We start from the raw sequence: 15,936 nt of genomic DNA on the forward strand, positions 1-15,936 counted from the left end.
ACTCCTTTAAAATCCTGTTTTAGTTTTTATATACCCTACTGATCCGAAGCTATTTTTCTGTCATTGAAATATTCAGTTCAGCATAGCGCTTAACTTTGCTTGATTAAATAGATTGCAATTAAAGGCACCAAGTTAAACAGCAAAATCCCAATTTTATACAACGCCATACCTGAATAATGAATCACATCGAAGCTGGCTTCAGATAGCCGGAACCATTTTCCATGCAATTGTTTCATCCAGTTTCGGGCAAATACAAAAACCGTGAACCAGAGGATGAGAATGGCATAATTGATGATCAAGGAAAATAGCAGAAAACGACACCAAATATCGAGATTCATCACAATTCTCCACTGGGCGCAACTGATGCTTTAAAAATAACAGATTTGATCTGGGAAAATGAAGGGCTGATTTGTATCATGCTTGAATTGAATCTTGGTTTAAGCTTTTGATTTATTGTTATTTTAATGATTTATCATATTTGCATTGCTGGAGAATTTTTTAGGGTGTTGGGAAAACATCTAATGGTTTACTTCAACTATCAATCTTTGTAAGACTTGATCTTATAGCCTATAAACTTGTGGTCTATAGCGTCCTAAGCCGGATCGAGACCTTTTGGGTTCGTACTGCACTCGCGTTTTGCGCCGCTCACAGCATGCTACTCTTTCCGATCCCATCACACCCTTGAGAGCTATATTAGGCAAAGATGGACGGGATTAATTTCCTATGTTTTTTTAATTTTTAGATTTTTTGAAAATTTATTTCATTATTAAACCAAATTTAGGGAAATAAATTCTATTCTTCATTTTTTACGCTTTTTTATTCTATAAAAATGGCCTTTATTGCAATTTATCTTCAAGACATGATGACTATTTATTGAAATAAAGCAGCCTGAATCCATTGTGCGCTAAACCACCAGATACTGATCGCCGACATCCCGCACAGCAGATTGGCCAGAACTTTATTGAGTCTCGTCAGTTCAGAGCTATAGATTTTCAGATTCAGTAAATATGCCATCACGCCGTAGAGCAAGCCAATTGCGCCCCCAAACAGGATCAGAATTAATGGCCATGCGGAATAAAAGTGGGCTTTCTTGCTTAATTTTCCTGATTCTGGTGCGTACTCTCTGATTTCCATATGTGTTTGCCCTCTTTCCAATATGTGCACATGCACGATTTCAAGGCAGATATTTCGCTGTTATTAAATATTTGCCTTCTAGGACTTTGATTGAAGCAAGAAGCAGACCAGTTTTAGTGTACAAAAAGCTGACGGGTATGTTGGTTGATATAGGCGTTCAGGCCATCGCCATATCGGGCGAGCTGTTTCATGTTTTCCACATGCTGATCACCGGCACTGCTATAACTGTAGGTATAAACTTTCGAGGTTTTCTTAAATTGCACGCGAATAAATTCGTTACCAATCTCGTAATTGGCAACACCTGAGTCGTGATTAAGATCAAGATAATGTTGCAATTCGGCAGCCTTAAATACGGTGAATCTAGGCTTTTATATGGAGATGATTTGGTTAATTTTCAATCAAAATCAAGGTTCAAAAAAGATGTAAATTTACAAAAAAATATCCCACTCAATGATGGGATATTTTTTTCAATCTAATTGAATTAATTAGCAATTAGGATCAACGACATAGCTTGTCTGGCTAAATTTTTGCCATGCGCCAGTAGCAGCGCCATCTACAACCAGAATAGAAATAAGTCCCCAATCCAGGAAAATACCTAATAAAGTTGTTGGATCAAATGTTTTCTGTGGAATAACGGTGTTGGTTTGACAGCCTTGCTTCTCTGCCTTAATCACATAGTTTTCTTTCTTTTTGAAGGTATAGACAGTATTACGCTGACCCATATATTCTTCATTGACATATAGCTTAGCCAGTTCATCGTTACTACGGATATTCACAGTTTGTGTTGAACCATTAAACATCGTCGCACAGCCTGAAGTAAATAACATCACACTTCCTATTACTAAAGCTGTAAATTTTTTCATTGTTTCCCCCCCGGAAATATCTAACCTTAATTTTAAGTGGTTAGCTAATTTTTAAAGCAGACAACCTATACCTTTTATACTAATAGTTCAAATAATTTTTTGAATTTATTATAATTTTTTGCTTTAAACCAAGATTCCTCCCCCGACATAAAACTGTTTTCTCATAATAATCTTTTATTTCTATGTATGAGATTTGGATACCACAGCAAAAAGCCCTATCGAGTAATAGGGCTTTAATTCAAAACAGAGGGTAACTGTTTGAGTTGTTTTGCTTAGGCATTCTTATTGTTAAATTGATTGCCCTGGCATTTGGTACACGGTGGTAAACGATCAGTACCAATTTCTAAGTAGGTGCGGTGTCCGCATTGAACACAAAAATAGAAGCCTGTTCCGGGTTTTTCGCCAGCAGTAACCATCTTTGTTCTCCATGGTTTTAGAAATGGTCCGTCTAGTATAACCCTCTGGTGATGAATGTCTATTGTCCATTTTTGTAAATGATGATGGCATTTGGGCAATAAATGATTTCCATAGAAAATCTAAACGTCTTACAAGGTGTTAGATGTCCAATTTTCAGATTGTAGTTAATCGAATGGATGATTTAACTATGATCGTCTACATTCTCAATAGAAACTTAATGTAATTCCCAATTATAGAAAACATCATATTCCCCATCATATTTTTGAATCCTGTTGTGTATTTCCTTTGAAATAGCTTCTTTTATAATTTCAAGATTTTTGGGAGAAAATGAAAAAACTCTTTCTACTACAATTTTAGCATTCTTTACTGAAAATCTATTTTTCTTTAAAATTTCATTAAAATCGCCTATCACCGTAAAAATCATACCTATAATATGCGTCCCCAAATGACATATAACAACTGAAATATGTGCAACTTTGGAGAATTCCAATTTATGTTCCATATCTATTTCCAATTTGATATCTAATAAATCAGACTTTGTTATTAATGTATAAAACTGTTCAATTTCTTTTCTAAAATAATATAAGTCTTTTAAAGATACTTTTACTTCCTCAGAAACATTAGTATATTCACAAATTTGACTAGCCTTCTCTAACAATTCATTAAAAATAGTTAACTCTCGTTTAATATAATTACTGGTTAAAGTAAATGATAACAACTCAAAACCTTCTAACTCCAACTCAAATATAGCTATCTGTTTATCCCTACTTAATAAACAAATTAATGAAACAGCATCTTTAAGCTTTCCAAGTTTCAGCTTTTGGTCATCACCCAAAGAAAAAGTATAATGAGCTTTACCTACATATGGTTCACAGGCTATATCAAAAAAATCTCCAACTATCCTAAATTTTGCATATTTTCGAAAATCATGAAAATTAAATGGAGGTGTATAAAACTCAATATCAAACATCAATCCTGATGATAGAAGATCTTCTTTAAATCTGACTTTTCCTTTTTTAGGAGTAGACATTCCTATACGTAATTTTGCATTAGATAATTTAAATTCTAATTTTTTTGAAGGAATTCCAAACCGCTCTTCAATACTAATTAGATTTTCAACATCTAACTCCTCCTCCAATCCCAAAGAAACATCAATAATGTTTCTAATTCCAGCTTCACCATTAACAGAAAATTGTATTTTTCCATAACCCTCTTCAAAACCACAATTCTCTAAAAACTTGGATTTTTCTCTTATATATTTTGAATAATCGTCTCCTACATATTTTAATAAATCTGCTTTCAAACTATGACCATTTAATTTTTCTATTTCCATTTTTTCATCGTAATGTAAGGTCATTGTTCTTTTATTTAAATTATTATCTTTATCACTTTGTTCAATTTCATGAACCCGTTTAAGAATTGAATAAATAATTTCATAGTTTAAATATAATAAAAATGCTTTCTGGACTTGGCTTTGTCCATCGAACTCTAAAAAGCAATAAAAAGTTGGCATTGTAGAAGTAGCCATTTGTCTTAAGTTAGAAATTGTAATTGCAAGTTTTCTATCTTTTTTATCTGTTGCCTTTACTTGAACCTTACATTCAAATGCAGATTTATGCAGTTGTTGGGGAGACAAATTATTAGATATAGGAAATTGTAAATAGAAATCCCAACCAGTTTTATCAATCATAGAAGGGTTTGCAACCAAGCCAACTTGAGCACACCACATTGAAAAAGTACTTTCCCCTAGTTGTCCTAAATCTCGCATATATCCCCGATATAAATAATAAGACCCCACTTAACAGTAGGGGCTTTTTACAACAATTTCAATGACTTTAATCTCCCCTAGCCCGCCTTTGAAAGGGTGAGGAAGATATTCTATAAGGGGAGGATTTAAAGAACTACCTTAAGCCACATTCCCCTCCAAGAAATCCTGTGCAAAGCGCTGCAATACCCCACCCGCTTCATACACATGTACTTCTTCTTCAGTATCCAGACGACAAGTCACAGGTACTTCAATAATCTGGTTCTTACCATCATCGGTTGAACGCTCAACCACCAAAGTCAACGTCGAACGTGGCGCGATATTACCAATCACGCTATACAACTCTGTACCATCAAGACCTAAAGTCTTACGATCTGTACCCGGCTTAAACTCAAGCGGCAACACGCCCATCCCGACCAAATTGGTACGGTGAATACGCTCAAAACCTTCCGCTACAATCGCTTCCACACCAGCCAGACGTACACCTTTCGCTGCCCAGTCACGACTCGAACCCTGACCATAATCCTTACCGGCAATAATGATCAACGGCTGTTTACGGTTCATGTAAGTTTCAATCGCTTCCCACATCCGCATCACTTCACCTTCAGGCTCAACACGTGCTTTTGAACCCTGCTTGATGCTGCCATCAGAACGCACCACCATTTCATTAAACAGTTTCGGGTTGGCAAAAGTTGCACGTTGCGTGGTCAGGTGATCACCACGATGCGTTGCATAAGAGTTAAAGTCTTCCTCAGGCACGCCCATTTTTTTCAGGTATTCGCCTGAAGCACTGTCGAGCACAATCGCATTGGATGGTGACAAATGATCGGTGGTGATGTTATCACCCAAGATCGCCAGTGGACGCATATTGGCTAAGGTACGCGGTGCAGCGAGTGCACCTTCCCAATACGGCGGACGGCGGATATAAGTACTTTGCGGACGCCAGTCATATAGCGGGCTTGCTGCCTTTTCATTCACACCCAAATCAAACATCGGAATATAGATTTGACGGAACTGTTCCGGCTTCACTGCTTCTTTCACCAGTGCATCAATTTCTTCATCCGATGGCCAGATATCTTTTAGATAAATCGGGTTGCCCTCTTTATCTGTACCAAGTGAATCCGTTTCGATATCAAAACGAATCGTACCGGCAATCGCATACGCCACCACCAGTGGTGGAGATGCCAGAAAAGCCTGCTTCGCATAAGGATGGATACGGCCATCGAAATTACGGTTGCCCGACAATACCGCTGTGGCATACAGGTCACGGTCAATAATTTCTTGCTGAATTTTTGGATCTAGTGCGCCCGACATGCCGTTACAGGTAGTACATGCATAAGCCACGATACCAAAGCCCAGTTTTTCTAAATCTTTTAAAACGCCAGCTTCTTCCAAATACAACGCTGCTGCTTTAGAACCCGGTGCAAAAGAAGATTTCACCCAAGGCTTACGGACTAAACCGAGTTCATTGGCTTTACGTGCCAGCAAACCTGCCGCCACGGTATTTCGCGGGTTTGAGGTATTGGTACATGAGGTAATCGCCGCGATAATCACCGCGCCATCCGGCATTAAACCTTCAGCCTCTTGCGCACGTGCAGCTTCTAGATTACCTGCAATGCCTTTTTCTTTTAAGTCAGATGTCGAGACACGAGCATGTGGATTGGATGGGCCAGCAATGTTACGGGTTACTGTTGAAAGATCAAAACGCAATACACGTGGATATTCTGCCTGAGTCATATCCGATGCCCACAGACCAATCTCTTTGGCATAAGTTTCAACCAGTTTGACTTGCTCTGCTTCACGACCGGTCAAAGTCAGATAATCAATGGTGTTCTGATCGATATAGAACATCGCAGCGGTTGCACCGTATTCCGGAGTCATGTTGGAAATCGTGGCACGATCACCCACTGACATGCTGTCGGCACCTTCACCGAAGAATTCTAAGTATGCCCCGACCACACGTTCTTTACGCAGGAATTCTGTCAGTGCGAGCACAATATCGGTTGCGGTAATGCCCGGCTGACGCTGACCAACAAACTCCACCCCAATAATATCTGGCAGACGCATCCAAGATGCACGGCCCAGCATCACATTTTCCGCTTCCAAGCCGCCAACACCAATCGAGATCACGCCCAATGCATCTGTATGAGGCGTATGCGAATCTGTACCGACACAGGTGTCCGGGAATGCCAGACCGTCACGGTTTTGAATCACCGGAGACATTTTCTCCAGGTTGATCTGGTGCATGATGCCATTACCGGCAGGAATCACATCGACATTTTCAAACGCGGTTTTGGTCCATTCAATAAAATGAAAACGGTCTTCATTACGACGGTCTTCAATCGCGCGGTTTTTCTCAAAAGCATCCGGATCAAAACCACCAAACTCAACCGCCAGTGAATGATCGACAATCAGCTGGGTCGGTACCACTGGATTGACTTTAGCCGGGTCACCGCCCTGTTCTGCAATTGCATCACGTAAGCCGGCAAGATCGACCAAAGCTGTTTGTCCCAAGATATCGTGACAGACCACACGTGCCGGATACCATGGAAAATCATGTTCCTGTTTACGCTCAATCAGCTGGCGCAAAGACTGTTCTAAAATGGCAGGATCACAACGACGAACCAGCTGCTCAGCAAGCACTTTGGAGGTATAAGGAAGTTTGGCATATGCGCCTGGCTGAATATCTTCTACGGCCTGACGCACGTCATAATATTCCAGCTGGGTGGATTGCAGCGGTTTACGGTAGTTGTTGTTCATAGCTTGCCTGCCCTCGTTTATTACTCTTTTTTGCACATCAAAATTTATTGATGACTTGTTTTTTAATAAAGGCATTGTACGCTGCCGAAAGTCCATTTCCCAAATCTTATAATTTTCAATAGTTTAATTATAGAAATCGGTCTATTTTAATAAATTTGTTATCTGGCCTTTAGAATTTTGGCTCTAAACTTCTATTTTTTTGAAAAATCGTAGAAAATTCATCTCATTCTTTAGTATGAGACACTCACAACAGCATAAAAAATAATCAACATATAGGCGCAATAAACAGGCTTTATTTCATATTCATGCAACTTTTATGAGCTGTATTTTAAGCAGCGAATAGACCCTATAACCGATTAAAAGCCAACTATTAAAAGCCAAATAAGTCTCTTCTCTTACATTTAGGTCTTTATATGCAAGCGGCTTGTTGATAAAAACTGGATATTAAGCATATCTTCAAAACATCCTTATACAATAATTCCGAAAATCATCGTATTTCAGCGATAGAACCATTTAAAAGCTGTGTCCTGATTCAATTCCATAATTTTCGTAAGACTTTCTTACAAATTTTACAACTATTTTAATATGTATAAATATTATCGAATAATTAAAGATTTACATAAAAATTAGCACATTCAACACCAAAGAAAAAATACTTTAGACATACCGTTTATCTGCCTCCCCCTAATTTGGTGATAACAGTTTTTCTCTCAATTAAGTAAATCTAAACAGTAATTACTTCACAACAACAATACTCATCACAAAAGTAGATAAAGGTGATTACGATGTTACAGCTTGCGATTATCGGTGTCATAGCAGCGGTCATAGCCGTACTGGCATCAAACTGGAATGGAGCTAAAAACCCTCCTAATCCTTATAACCCTTCAAATCCAAATAATCCGTCAAATCCAAGTAACCCAAACAACCCGACTCAGCCACCACCTGCTCCAACAGCACCGGATTCTCTGATCAGTAATCCGCCATTGCTACAGAAAAATGCCAAAGGCAAATACGAACTGATCATCGCGTATAAAATGGATAAGTTGTATAACCCCAGAAAAGGAACATGGGATCAACTGGTGCTCCGTGGCTATGTGACCAAGCCCAGTTTATTTAATAAGAAAAAAGCAGGTGAATATGTCGAAGACCGGCTGGTTGGGCCACAGATTCGGGTCAAACAGGGAGAAACCTTTTCTGTGCATTTGAATAACCAACTGCCCACGGAGTCCACAGCAACCTGCCCAGAACATATTCTCGATGCGAATGACCCGCATTGTTTTAATACCACCAATCTGCACACTCATGGCCTCTGGGTCAGCCCGCAAGGCAATAGTGACAATGTTTTCCTGAAGTTCAAACCACAGGAAAAGTTTGACTATCAATTCAAAATGGAACCGAATCATCCTGCGGGTACTTACTGGTATCACGCTCATCTACATGGTTCAACGGCTATTCAGGTCTCTAGCGGCATGGCTGGCCCATTAATCGTAGAAGGCAGCCGTATTCCTCAAGTCAGGAATGGCAAAATCACATCGACGGGAGACATGGATATTCTGTGGAAAGATAAAGGCAAGAACAGCTATTCTAATGAAAATATCCTCCTGTTTCAGCAAATTCAGTATCGATGCACTCACCCGGCAGGCACGACCAATCTCAATAATTGTGATGCTGGTGAAGTCGGTACGCTGGAAGATTATCAAGGCCTGAATGCCTTTAATTCATGGGGAGCAAATCATTATTACACCTCGATTAATGGCAAAGTACATGGCGAGATTCAAGTTGAGCAAAACCAGTTTAAGCGCTGGCGTATGATTCATGGTGGTGTTCGCGACACCCTTGGTCTTATTATTAAGGAACTGCCAAAATCACAAAAATTTACCGCTGAACAAACCATTAAAGCTTGTTCTGAATTTCAGGAAGAAGACAAAAAAGCAGATTTTGATCAGCTCACCAGCTTGCCGGTCTATACCATTGCTCAGGATGGTTTAACCATGGATCATGTGCAGACACGTAGAATCTCGATATTTCAACCCGGTTACCGTCACGATGCGATGGTCGCCTTCCCAAGCACGAATAGATACTGTATTTTTGACACCAACTTGAACATTGATGATGAAATCAATGCCATCCCTACATCCGGACAAATTACCCCTCAACTCGCTCCGGGTAATACGTTAAATGCCCAACTACTGGGATGGGTGAATGTCAAAGCGAGTAAATTAAAAGCGCAAACGCCAGCCCAGTTTTTACAAGCTCAGGCACAGAAAATTGGCTTAAACAAAGAAATTCAGACCCAGCTCTCACAGTTAAAGCTTTCTGCCTTTATCGACCATCCATCGCTGATGACCACTGAAATTGAAAATCGCTTAAAAAACCGTCCACCACAACGCTCAACCTTCGATGCCAGCTTTGGTCCAAATGGTAAGTTTGGCTACCGTTACAGTGATATTGAGGGAATCTATAGTTTTGGTGACCTCTTTACCGGCGCGGATGCAGTAGAAGGTGCATATGTACGGAAACTGGAATTTGGGCAAATTGATGAATGGATTCTTAGCAGTAATAACCTGAATCATCCTTATCATATCCATGTGAACCCCTTCCAGATTGTAAAAGTGCTGGATCCAACGGGTAAGGATGTCAGCGATATTCCGCTGGCAGTAGATCCAAATCCTAATCTGGAAGATATTCAATACCGCGGCTTAAAAGGACAGTTTAAAGATACAATCTTTGTTAAACAGGGGTATCAGGTAATTGTCCGCAGCCATTACAAGAAATTTGAAGGTGATTTTGTACAGCATTGTCATATTCTCGATCATGAAGATCAGGGCATGATGGAATATGTTCGGATTTGTGGCGGTAAATTCCCTTGTGATTCGCCATTGCCGGCTAGCCATCACCACTAAATATTATCATTCCATAAAAGCCGATGATTTAGATTGTCGGCTTTTTTGTTTGCCTCTATTTGATGCTTGCTGCACAATAACTGCATTGATTTATAGTATTCAAACTGGGGCTTATCATGGCAACGTCTCCTGCTTTTACATTGTTTAGTCTGAATGGTGTTGATGCACAAAAATTCCTTCAAGGTCAGGTGACTTTGAATACTGAAACATTGGCTGAAAACCAGACACGTTATACCGCGATCTGTAGCTTGAAAGGCCGTATTCAATTTGGCTTATGGCTTAAAAAGCTCAGTCCGGAAAGCTTTGAAATTGTAAGTACTGACGATCAGGCCACTGAACTGGCGAATCATATTAAAAAATTTGGTGCCTTTTCAAAAATGAAACTGGAACTGGTCGGTGCGGTTTATCCTGTGATCAATGATATTCATACTGACTTTGTTGCGACTGAAACCGATGTGGCGACCTGGGAGCAGCAAGCCATTGAATCAGGTCAGGCCTGGATTCAGGCGGCCACTGCGACCCTGTTTCAACCACAGGAATTGCGCTTACATCAACGTGAAAGCATTCACTATGACAAAGGTTGTTACTTAGGTCAGGAAGTCATTGCACGCTTATGGTTTAAAGCCAAGCCAAAACATTGGCTGCATCTGATTCAAGCGACGGGTGAAGCACCTGTAGTCGGCACTCAGCTCAACAACAATGTTGAAGTCGTGAATAGCATCAGTCTGAAGGATGGCTATAAAGCCTTGGTCGTAGCCAAACCTGACGCATTGGCCGAGTTGGGTCTAGAGGTTCTGAAACTTCCTGAAGCTTTGAGCGGTGATGTAGCACGTCCGCAATAATTCCGGTTTAGGCCCTAAAAAAGCCAAGAGTTAACTCTTGGCTTTTTTTGTTTTAGAAACCATGAAACAGCTTATTCATATCTTTCACCACATAATCTTTGAAGTGATAAGCACGAGCATGTTTGGCATCAAATTTTGTGGTTAATTCACCTTTTTGAAAGGTGTAGACCCGGTCTTCCTGACTAATCAAAAATTCTGCACCGAGCTTCATCAGCAGTGCGTCAATCTTGTCTTCATCCGCAATCGTGTCATCTACGTTAATTCTGTCATAGTGGCGTTTAATCGTTTTGACAAACATGGCTCAATCCTGGGAGGCTGATTTAAACCGAGATTTAACCAGAGAAGTTCCTTTAAGCAAAGTAATCCTTTCAATATCTGAATGATTGATAGGAAAGTTATCCAGATCAGTGATCTGGTTAAATCGGTATATCCTGCTTTGATGATTTATTTTGATTAAATCCCTTTCATAACTCAAGAAATGATAATTTTATTCATATTTAAATAGAGGTTGAACGCTCCTTCTCCCTTCGGGAGGAGGAGCATGCTGCGCAAGTCTCCGACAAGAAGATAGAATTTCATTTATAATAATTAAAAAATGATTTATGAAAGAACTCTAATGACAAATTGTATATTTACAAAGCACAAAATCCTTTTATGATGTAAGTGAAAATGATTAAAACCGCACCAAGGACTTAGGTGCCAGCAATAATAAGGTTATAGGAACCATGAAAAAGTTAATACTCGCTACTGTTCTTGCAGTTTCTGCGCAATTCACTCTGGCAAATACTGTAAAAGATCAGGCTGACCCCCAGTTTGTAAAAATTGAAGCCATGGTGAAAGCCAATAATTTCAAAGGCGCCTATGACGCTTTAAATCAATTGGCTAGTCAGGGAAATGCCCAAGCCATATATAACTTAGGCTATTTAACCCAGACCGGCCAGGGCACTGCCAAAGACGAGAAAAAAGCCATCCAGCTTTATGAACAGGCAGCCAGCAAAGGTTACCCTGTGGCCAATTATGTACTGGGCAAAAATTATGCGGCGGGTACATTAGGACTAAAGCAGGATTTAAGCAAAGCCAAACAGTATCTGGAACGTGCCTCAGCAGCCAACTTTGATGATGCCAGTGTAGATCTGGCTGTGCTGTTATTTGCTGAAAATACCCCTGCCTCAAATAAAATCGGACTACAAAAGCTGCAACCATTAATCACAAAAGGTAATATGCAAGCGATTCACGCCAAAGCCTTATATGACATCAGCTCTGGTTTTAAAAACAAAGATGAAAAACCGATTCAGCAAGGTTTAAGCAGTATTCAGGATCTGGCTAAAAAAGGCTATATCCCTGCCCTGATGGCAGTCGGCAATATGTTTGCCAATGGCAGTATCGTGCAGCAAAACTTGCCTGAAGCGAAAAAAATCTTTGCTGCATTGGCACAGCAAAATATTCCGCAGGCTAAAGAGTCTTTGGCAGCAGTAGACAAAATGATGGCGGAGCAGAAAAAAATACCTGCCAAAAAGAGTTAATTTGGTTTCGCCCCAATGAGAAGCGGAGCTTCGCAAGAAAGGCATCTTGCGGAGCCATACTCTCATCGCAAAACTCGTCAGCCAGCATCCACTGGTAAATTTGTCGCAAAAACAATCATTTTTAATCTTGCGGTGCAATACACCGCATTCCTCAAACAGTTGCGGCTGACTTTTCTACCTGTAAAATATAATCATGAATTTAAAAAAGAAAATGCCAATATGGGGCTTTTTATAAGGAGAGAATCAATCCTGGAATGAGCTATCCCCACCACAAGGCAATTAGGCCGCTGGTCACGATAAAACCAGCGATGGTGCTCATCAGCAGTGGTGTTAAGGCTCGATCATTTAAACCATAGGCCTGTCCCAACATACCGAAGATTGTTGGCATCGGTAAGGCAGCAATCAAAGTACCCGCATGAACCATTTCCTGACTTAAACTGGTCAATTGACTGAGGCCAAGATACATCAGCAGCGGCATCATAATGTTGTTAGAAAACACCAGATAGAAACTTTGCAGATTAACGTATTTCAGGCTCATTCCCACAATACCGCCACCAATTGCAAACAAGGCCAATGGCGATGCTGTCTGCCCGATCAAGGCAAAAACCTGATCGATATAGAGCGGAATTTTAATCTGGAAAATCGCACAGGCCATACCCAGTACGACCCCCATAAATAAGGGGTTTGTTACTAAAGTCAGCACCACACTTTTAAAAATAGAGCCAAGATTTGCCTGATGCTGTGTTCCCAGCGCAGCCATGACCAGTACCAAAGGAATCAGCAACATACTTTCAATGATGACCACCAGAGAAGTATAAGTCATGGCCTGCTGCCCGATTAACAGACTAAGCACGGCCGTACCAATCAGTCCGGTATTCGACATCGCGGCGCCCAGCGACAATACTGCACTCTGCGAATGCGTATTCTGAAAATAACGGCGCATCATCCAGAAACCGCTACCATAGAGCAGTAAAGTTACGCTGCTATACACCGCAAAGTATTCAAAATACCAGATTTCATGCAGGTCTTTAGAGGCGAGAGACTGGAAAAACAGCAGAGGCAACGCCACTTTAATGACAAAAGCACCGACTGTACCCACTTGCTCTTTGTCTAACACTTGACTTTTTACAGTCAGATAACCCAGTGCCAACAATAAAAAAATGGGCACAATGACCGCAAAAATCATAATGCAGCGTCCTCATTTGCAATGAGTGACTATTATACGACCTTCCTGCTTAGAAAAGATTGTTAAAAAGGCTCAAACAGATGGTTTAGACCATGCGGGGCACTGCGAAGATATTGGGGTGAAATCTTTAGTTTTTCTTCAAGTGCCGCAGCTGCATGCCAAGGCCAATGTGGATCGTAGAGAATCGCGCGTGCAATAGCGATGGCATCGGCCTGCCCTTTTTGCAGAATATGTTCTGCCTGTTCTGCTTCGGTAATTAAACCTACAGCAATTACCGGAATATTGACGGCTTTTTTGATGATATCTGCAAAAGGTACTTGATAGTTCGGTTTCACATCAATGTTCTGTTTGACATGTAAACCGGCACTGGAAATATGAATATAAGCTGCGCCCACCGCTTCGAGGGCTTTAGAGAGTTCAACCGAAGAATCAATATTCCAGCTATCCTCATGCTCCATCCAGTCACTCGCTGAAATACGCACTCCGATTGGATAATCTTCCGGAACTGCTGCCTTCATCGCTTGCAATACTTCCAGCGTCAGGCGAATCCGGTTTTCCAGTGAACCACCATATTTATCCTCACGCTTATTGGAAAGTGGCGACATAAACTGATGTAACAGATAACCATGTGCTGCATGTAGTTCAATCAGGTCAAAGCCTGCATCAACTGCGCGTTTGGCACTTTCTGCAAAGTCTGCAATGACCTGATCAATCTCTGCCTGATTCAGCGCTTTAGGAGGATGTTCGTCTGCCTGAAAAGGAAGATCACTGGCAGAAACAGTTTGCCAGCCATGTGCCTCATCCGGTTTAAACTGGCCTCTACCTGCCCATGGTTTATCTGTAGAGGCTTTACGTCCGGCATGTGCAAGCTGGATAGCAAATGGCATTGGCGATATAGATTTAACTTTGGCCAATAATGCTTTGATCTGGGCAGCTTGCTGATCATTCCACAATCCCAGGTCTGCATAACTGATACGACCTTCTGGTTGTACAGCAGTCGCCTCGACAATACAGAGTCCGGCGCCAGAGAGCGCATAATTCGCCCATTGCTGCTCATGCCAATACGTGATTTCACCCTCATCTGTGGCTGAATATTGACACATGGGTGCAATAATAATTTTATTGCTGAGTGATAATGAACCAAACTTTAGCGGTTGAAATAATAATGTCACGTGGCAATCCCTCTTTATTCATGTGAAGTATGATCGGGCAATAAAAAACAGGCTTTAAAAAGCCTGTTTAGTTATAACGTGAACGATCACTTTTTAGAAGATGATGCGGCTGGTTAAACCAAGTAGCAGTGCATTATCTACGTTGTTGGTTGCCCCTGGATTGACTACATATTGCAGGTTTGGACGTAGCATCAGCCACTTTGTTGCATTATAGCTATAGTTAAGTTCGATATTGTATTCTGCATCGGCATTGAATGCTGGACGCGAATCTGCAAAGCGATTATTCACGTGCACACGGTTAACTGCCAGACCCAAAATATCATTCGGTTGACTGTCGAGCAGGCCAATATATTTCACCCCAAGCTGTTGTGAATGATCGACTTTATTGGTTACACGGTCATGCCAGGTGAAATTGGCAAATGAATGCAGGCCCTGACGCCCCTGACCTGTTGAAGTTAATTGCTGTTCGATGGCCAACCAGCCTGCAAAGGTACGATCTTCAGCTTGGCCAGTGACAATATCTTTTTGATTGATTGGATCATCCGCAGTATTGTACATCCCACCCACACGGTAGCTACCCGGCAAGTTATTGATGAGTGATTTGGGTGTCCATACAATTTCTGCTGGAATGGTCACGCCATCGGCATGCTTAGTATCCAAACTCCAGCCTTGACCTTCTTTAGCACCATTGCCATTGTCCGGATTAAACTCATAAACACCGACTTGTACTGCAAGTTCAGGGTTTAGCTGCTGCTTTATACGCGCACCCCATTGTGATACTGGCGTGTTCATCCAGATATTGCCTTGCCATTTACCCATCTGCGCAGCACAAAATGCTGTACTGGCAAAGTCACAGGCCATCACATTAAAGTCCATGCCCAGACCCAAACGGCCAGCCTTAATACTCAGTCCTTGCTCTTTATAATTCTTTTCAATCGAAAGTTCACTCAGACGGCTATCCTGATTGCCACGCCCAAACGTACCTTGTGCATTGGCCATCTGTGGCGCTGATGGATCTTGCAAATCACGGATAGACGTACTTTGGCCTTGGCGCGCACTCATTGCAGCACGTACCGTGACACCGTTCCATCCTGCCAGTTTTTCCAGGTCCAGTTGAGTTCCCAACCATAACTGGGCAGAAGTTAATGGATCTGCGCCTGCATTCCGGCCACCATCCGCAAGATAGGCTGTATCAGTTAGCAGATTGGCTTCAAATTTAATTCCTTGCTGAGCCAGTTCTGTACGTTGACTATTCCAGTCCCCCAGTAAATATTGACCTTGCGGATCAAATGCAGATTCTGCCTGCGCGGTTGTCATGGCAGCCATTAATGGCAATAAAGCGAAACCTAAATATTTCATGTAAAACCTAAA

The 15,936-nt window shown here is 41.2% G+C and carries 15 protein-coding genes; 4 read left to right on the plus strand and 11 right to left on the minus strand.

Annotation, left to right across the window (positions count from 1 at the left end):
- Positions 1–89: 89 nt before the first annotated feature.
- The 7 genes from FTU42_RS11120 to acnD form a co-directional block, all read right to left on the minus strand.
- Positions 90–338 carry a DUF6868 family protein gene (locus tag FTU42_RS11120; protein ID WP_180083402.1) on the minus strand — a complete coding sequence of 83 codons (249 nt, stop codon included), beginning with the start codon at positions 336–338 and terminating at the stop codon, positions 90–92.
- Positions 339–870: 532 nt separating this feature from the next.
- Positions 871–1,134, minus strand: coding sequence for a hypothetical protein (locus tag FTU42_RS11125; RefSeq protein ID WP_180083403.1), 264 nt, complete (start codon positions 1,132–1,134; stop codon positions 871–873).
- Positions 1,135–1,247: 113 nt separating this feature from the next.
- Positions 1,248–1,469 (minus strand): hypothetical protein, encoded by a 222-nt coding sequence (locus FTU42_RS11130; RefSeq protein ID WP_005097977.1) that lies wholly within the window; start codon positions 1,467–1,469, stop codon positions 1,248–1,250.
- Positions 1,470–1,619: 150 nt separating this feature from the next.
- Positions 1,620–1,961 carry a hypothetical protein gene (locus FTU42_RS11135; protein WP_034608928.1) on the minus strand — a complete coding sequence of 114 codons (342 nt, stop codon included), beginning with the start codon at positions 1,959–1,961 and terminating at the stop codon, positions 1,620–1,622.
- Between the two features lie 308 nt (positions 1,962–2,269).
- Positions 2,270–2,413, minus strand: a complete 144-nt coding sequence (locus tag FTU42_RS11140) for a zinc ribbon-containing protein (protein WP_004645925.1) — start codon at positions 2,411–2,413, stop codon at positions 2,270–2,272.
- Between the two features lie 215 nt (positions 2,414–2,628).
- Entirely contained in the window at positions 2,629–4,182 is a 1,554-nt protein-coding gene (locus FTU42_RS11145) for a DUF4365 domain-containing protein (RefSeq protein WP_180083404.1), read from the minus strand.
- 138 nt (positions 4,183–4,320) lie between these two features.
- Entirely contained in the window at positions 4,321–6,939 is a 2,619-nt protein-coding gene (gene acnD, locus FTU42_RS11150) for a Fe/S-dependent 2-methylisocitrate dehydratase AcnD (RefSeq protein ID WP_180083405.1), read from the minus strand.
- Between the two features lie 785 nt (positions 6,940–7,724).
- Between acnD and FTU42_RS11155 the strand changes: the two genes are divergently transcribed.
- Together FTU42_RS11155 and FTU42_RS11160 are read left to right on the plus strand one after the other, a co-directional pair.
- Entirely contained in the window at positions 7,725–9,842 is a 2,118-nt protein-coding gene (locus FTU42_RS11155) for a multicopper oxidase family protein (RefSeq protein ID WP_180083406.1), read from the plus strand.
- 116 nt (positions 9,843–9,958) lie between these two features.
- Entirely contained in the window at positions 9,959–10,684 is a 726-nt protein-coding gene (locus FTU42_RS11160) for a folate-binding protein YgfZ (protein ID WP_100357960.1), read from the plus strand.
- A 52-nt stretch (positions 10,685–10,736) separates the two neighbouring features.
- Here FTU42_RS11160 and FTU42_RS11165 read toward each other — a convergent pair whose 3' ends face one another.
- Positions 10,737–10,982, minus strand: a complete 246-nt coding sequence (locus FTU42_RS11165; RefSeq protein ID WP_074383483.1) for a hypothetical protein — start codon at positions 10,980–10,982, stop codon at positions 10,737–10,739.
- A gap of 427 nt (positions 10,983–11,409) precedes the next feature.
- On the opposite strand from FTU42_RS11165, the gene FTU42_RS11170 reads away from it, so the two are divergent.
- Both FTU42_RS11170 and FTU42_RS11175 read left to right on the plus strand, forming a co-directional pair.
- Positions 11,410–12,207 (plus strand): tetratricopeptide repeat protein, encoded by a 798-nt coding sequence (locus FTU42_RS11170; RefSeq protein ID WP_005097985.1) that lies wholly within the window; start codon positions 11,410–11,412, stop codon positions 12,205–12,207.
- 15 nt (positions 12,208–12,222) lie between these two features.
- Complete coding sequence (locus tag FTU42_RS11175; RefSeq protein ID WP_100535377.1) at positions 12,223–12,465, plus strand: hypothetical protein; 243 nt, start codon at positions 12,223–12,225, stop codon at positions 12,463–12,465.
- A gap of 1 nt (position 12,466) precedes the next feature.
- Here FTU42_RS11175 and FTU42_RS11180 read toward each other — a convergent pair whose 3' ends face one another.
- The 3 genes from FTU42_RS11180 to FTU42_RS11190 all read right to left on the minus strand — a co-directional run bounded on the left by FTU42_RS11180 (position 12,467) and on the right by FTU42_RS11190 (position 15,924).
- The gene (locus FTU42_RS11180; RefSeq protein ID WP_005097988.1) at positions 12,467–13,393 is read right to left on the minus strand and encodes an AEC family transporter; all 927 of its coding nucleotides are present in this window, start codon (positions 13,391–13,393) and stop codon (positions 12,467–12,469) included.
- A gap of 62 nt (positions 13,394–13,455) precedes the next feature.
- On the minus strand, positions 13,456–14,565 hold the full coding sequence (locus FTU42_RS11185; protein ID WP_159516691.1) for an NADH:flavin oxidoreductase/NADH oxidase: 1,110 nt from the start codon (positions 14,563–14,565) through the stop codon (positions 13,456–13,458).
- A gap of 93 nt (positions 14,566–14,658) precedes the next feature.
- Positions 14,659–15,924 (minus strand): carbohydrate porin, encoded by a 1,266-nt coding sequence (locus FTU42_RS11190; protein ID WP_180083407.1) that lies wholly within the window; start codon positions 15,922–15,924, stop codon positions 14,659–14,661.
- Positions 15,925–15,936: the final 12 nt, after the last annotated feature.

Source organism: Acinetobacter sp. YH12102, assembly GCF_013419125.1.
Taxonomy (GTDB): domain Bacteria; phylum Pseudomonadota; class Gammaproteobacteria; order Pseudomonadales; family Moraxellaceae; genus Acinetobacter; species Acinetobacter pseudolwoffii.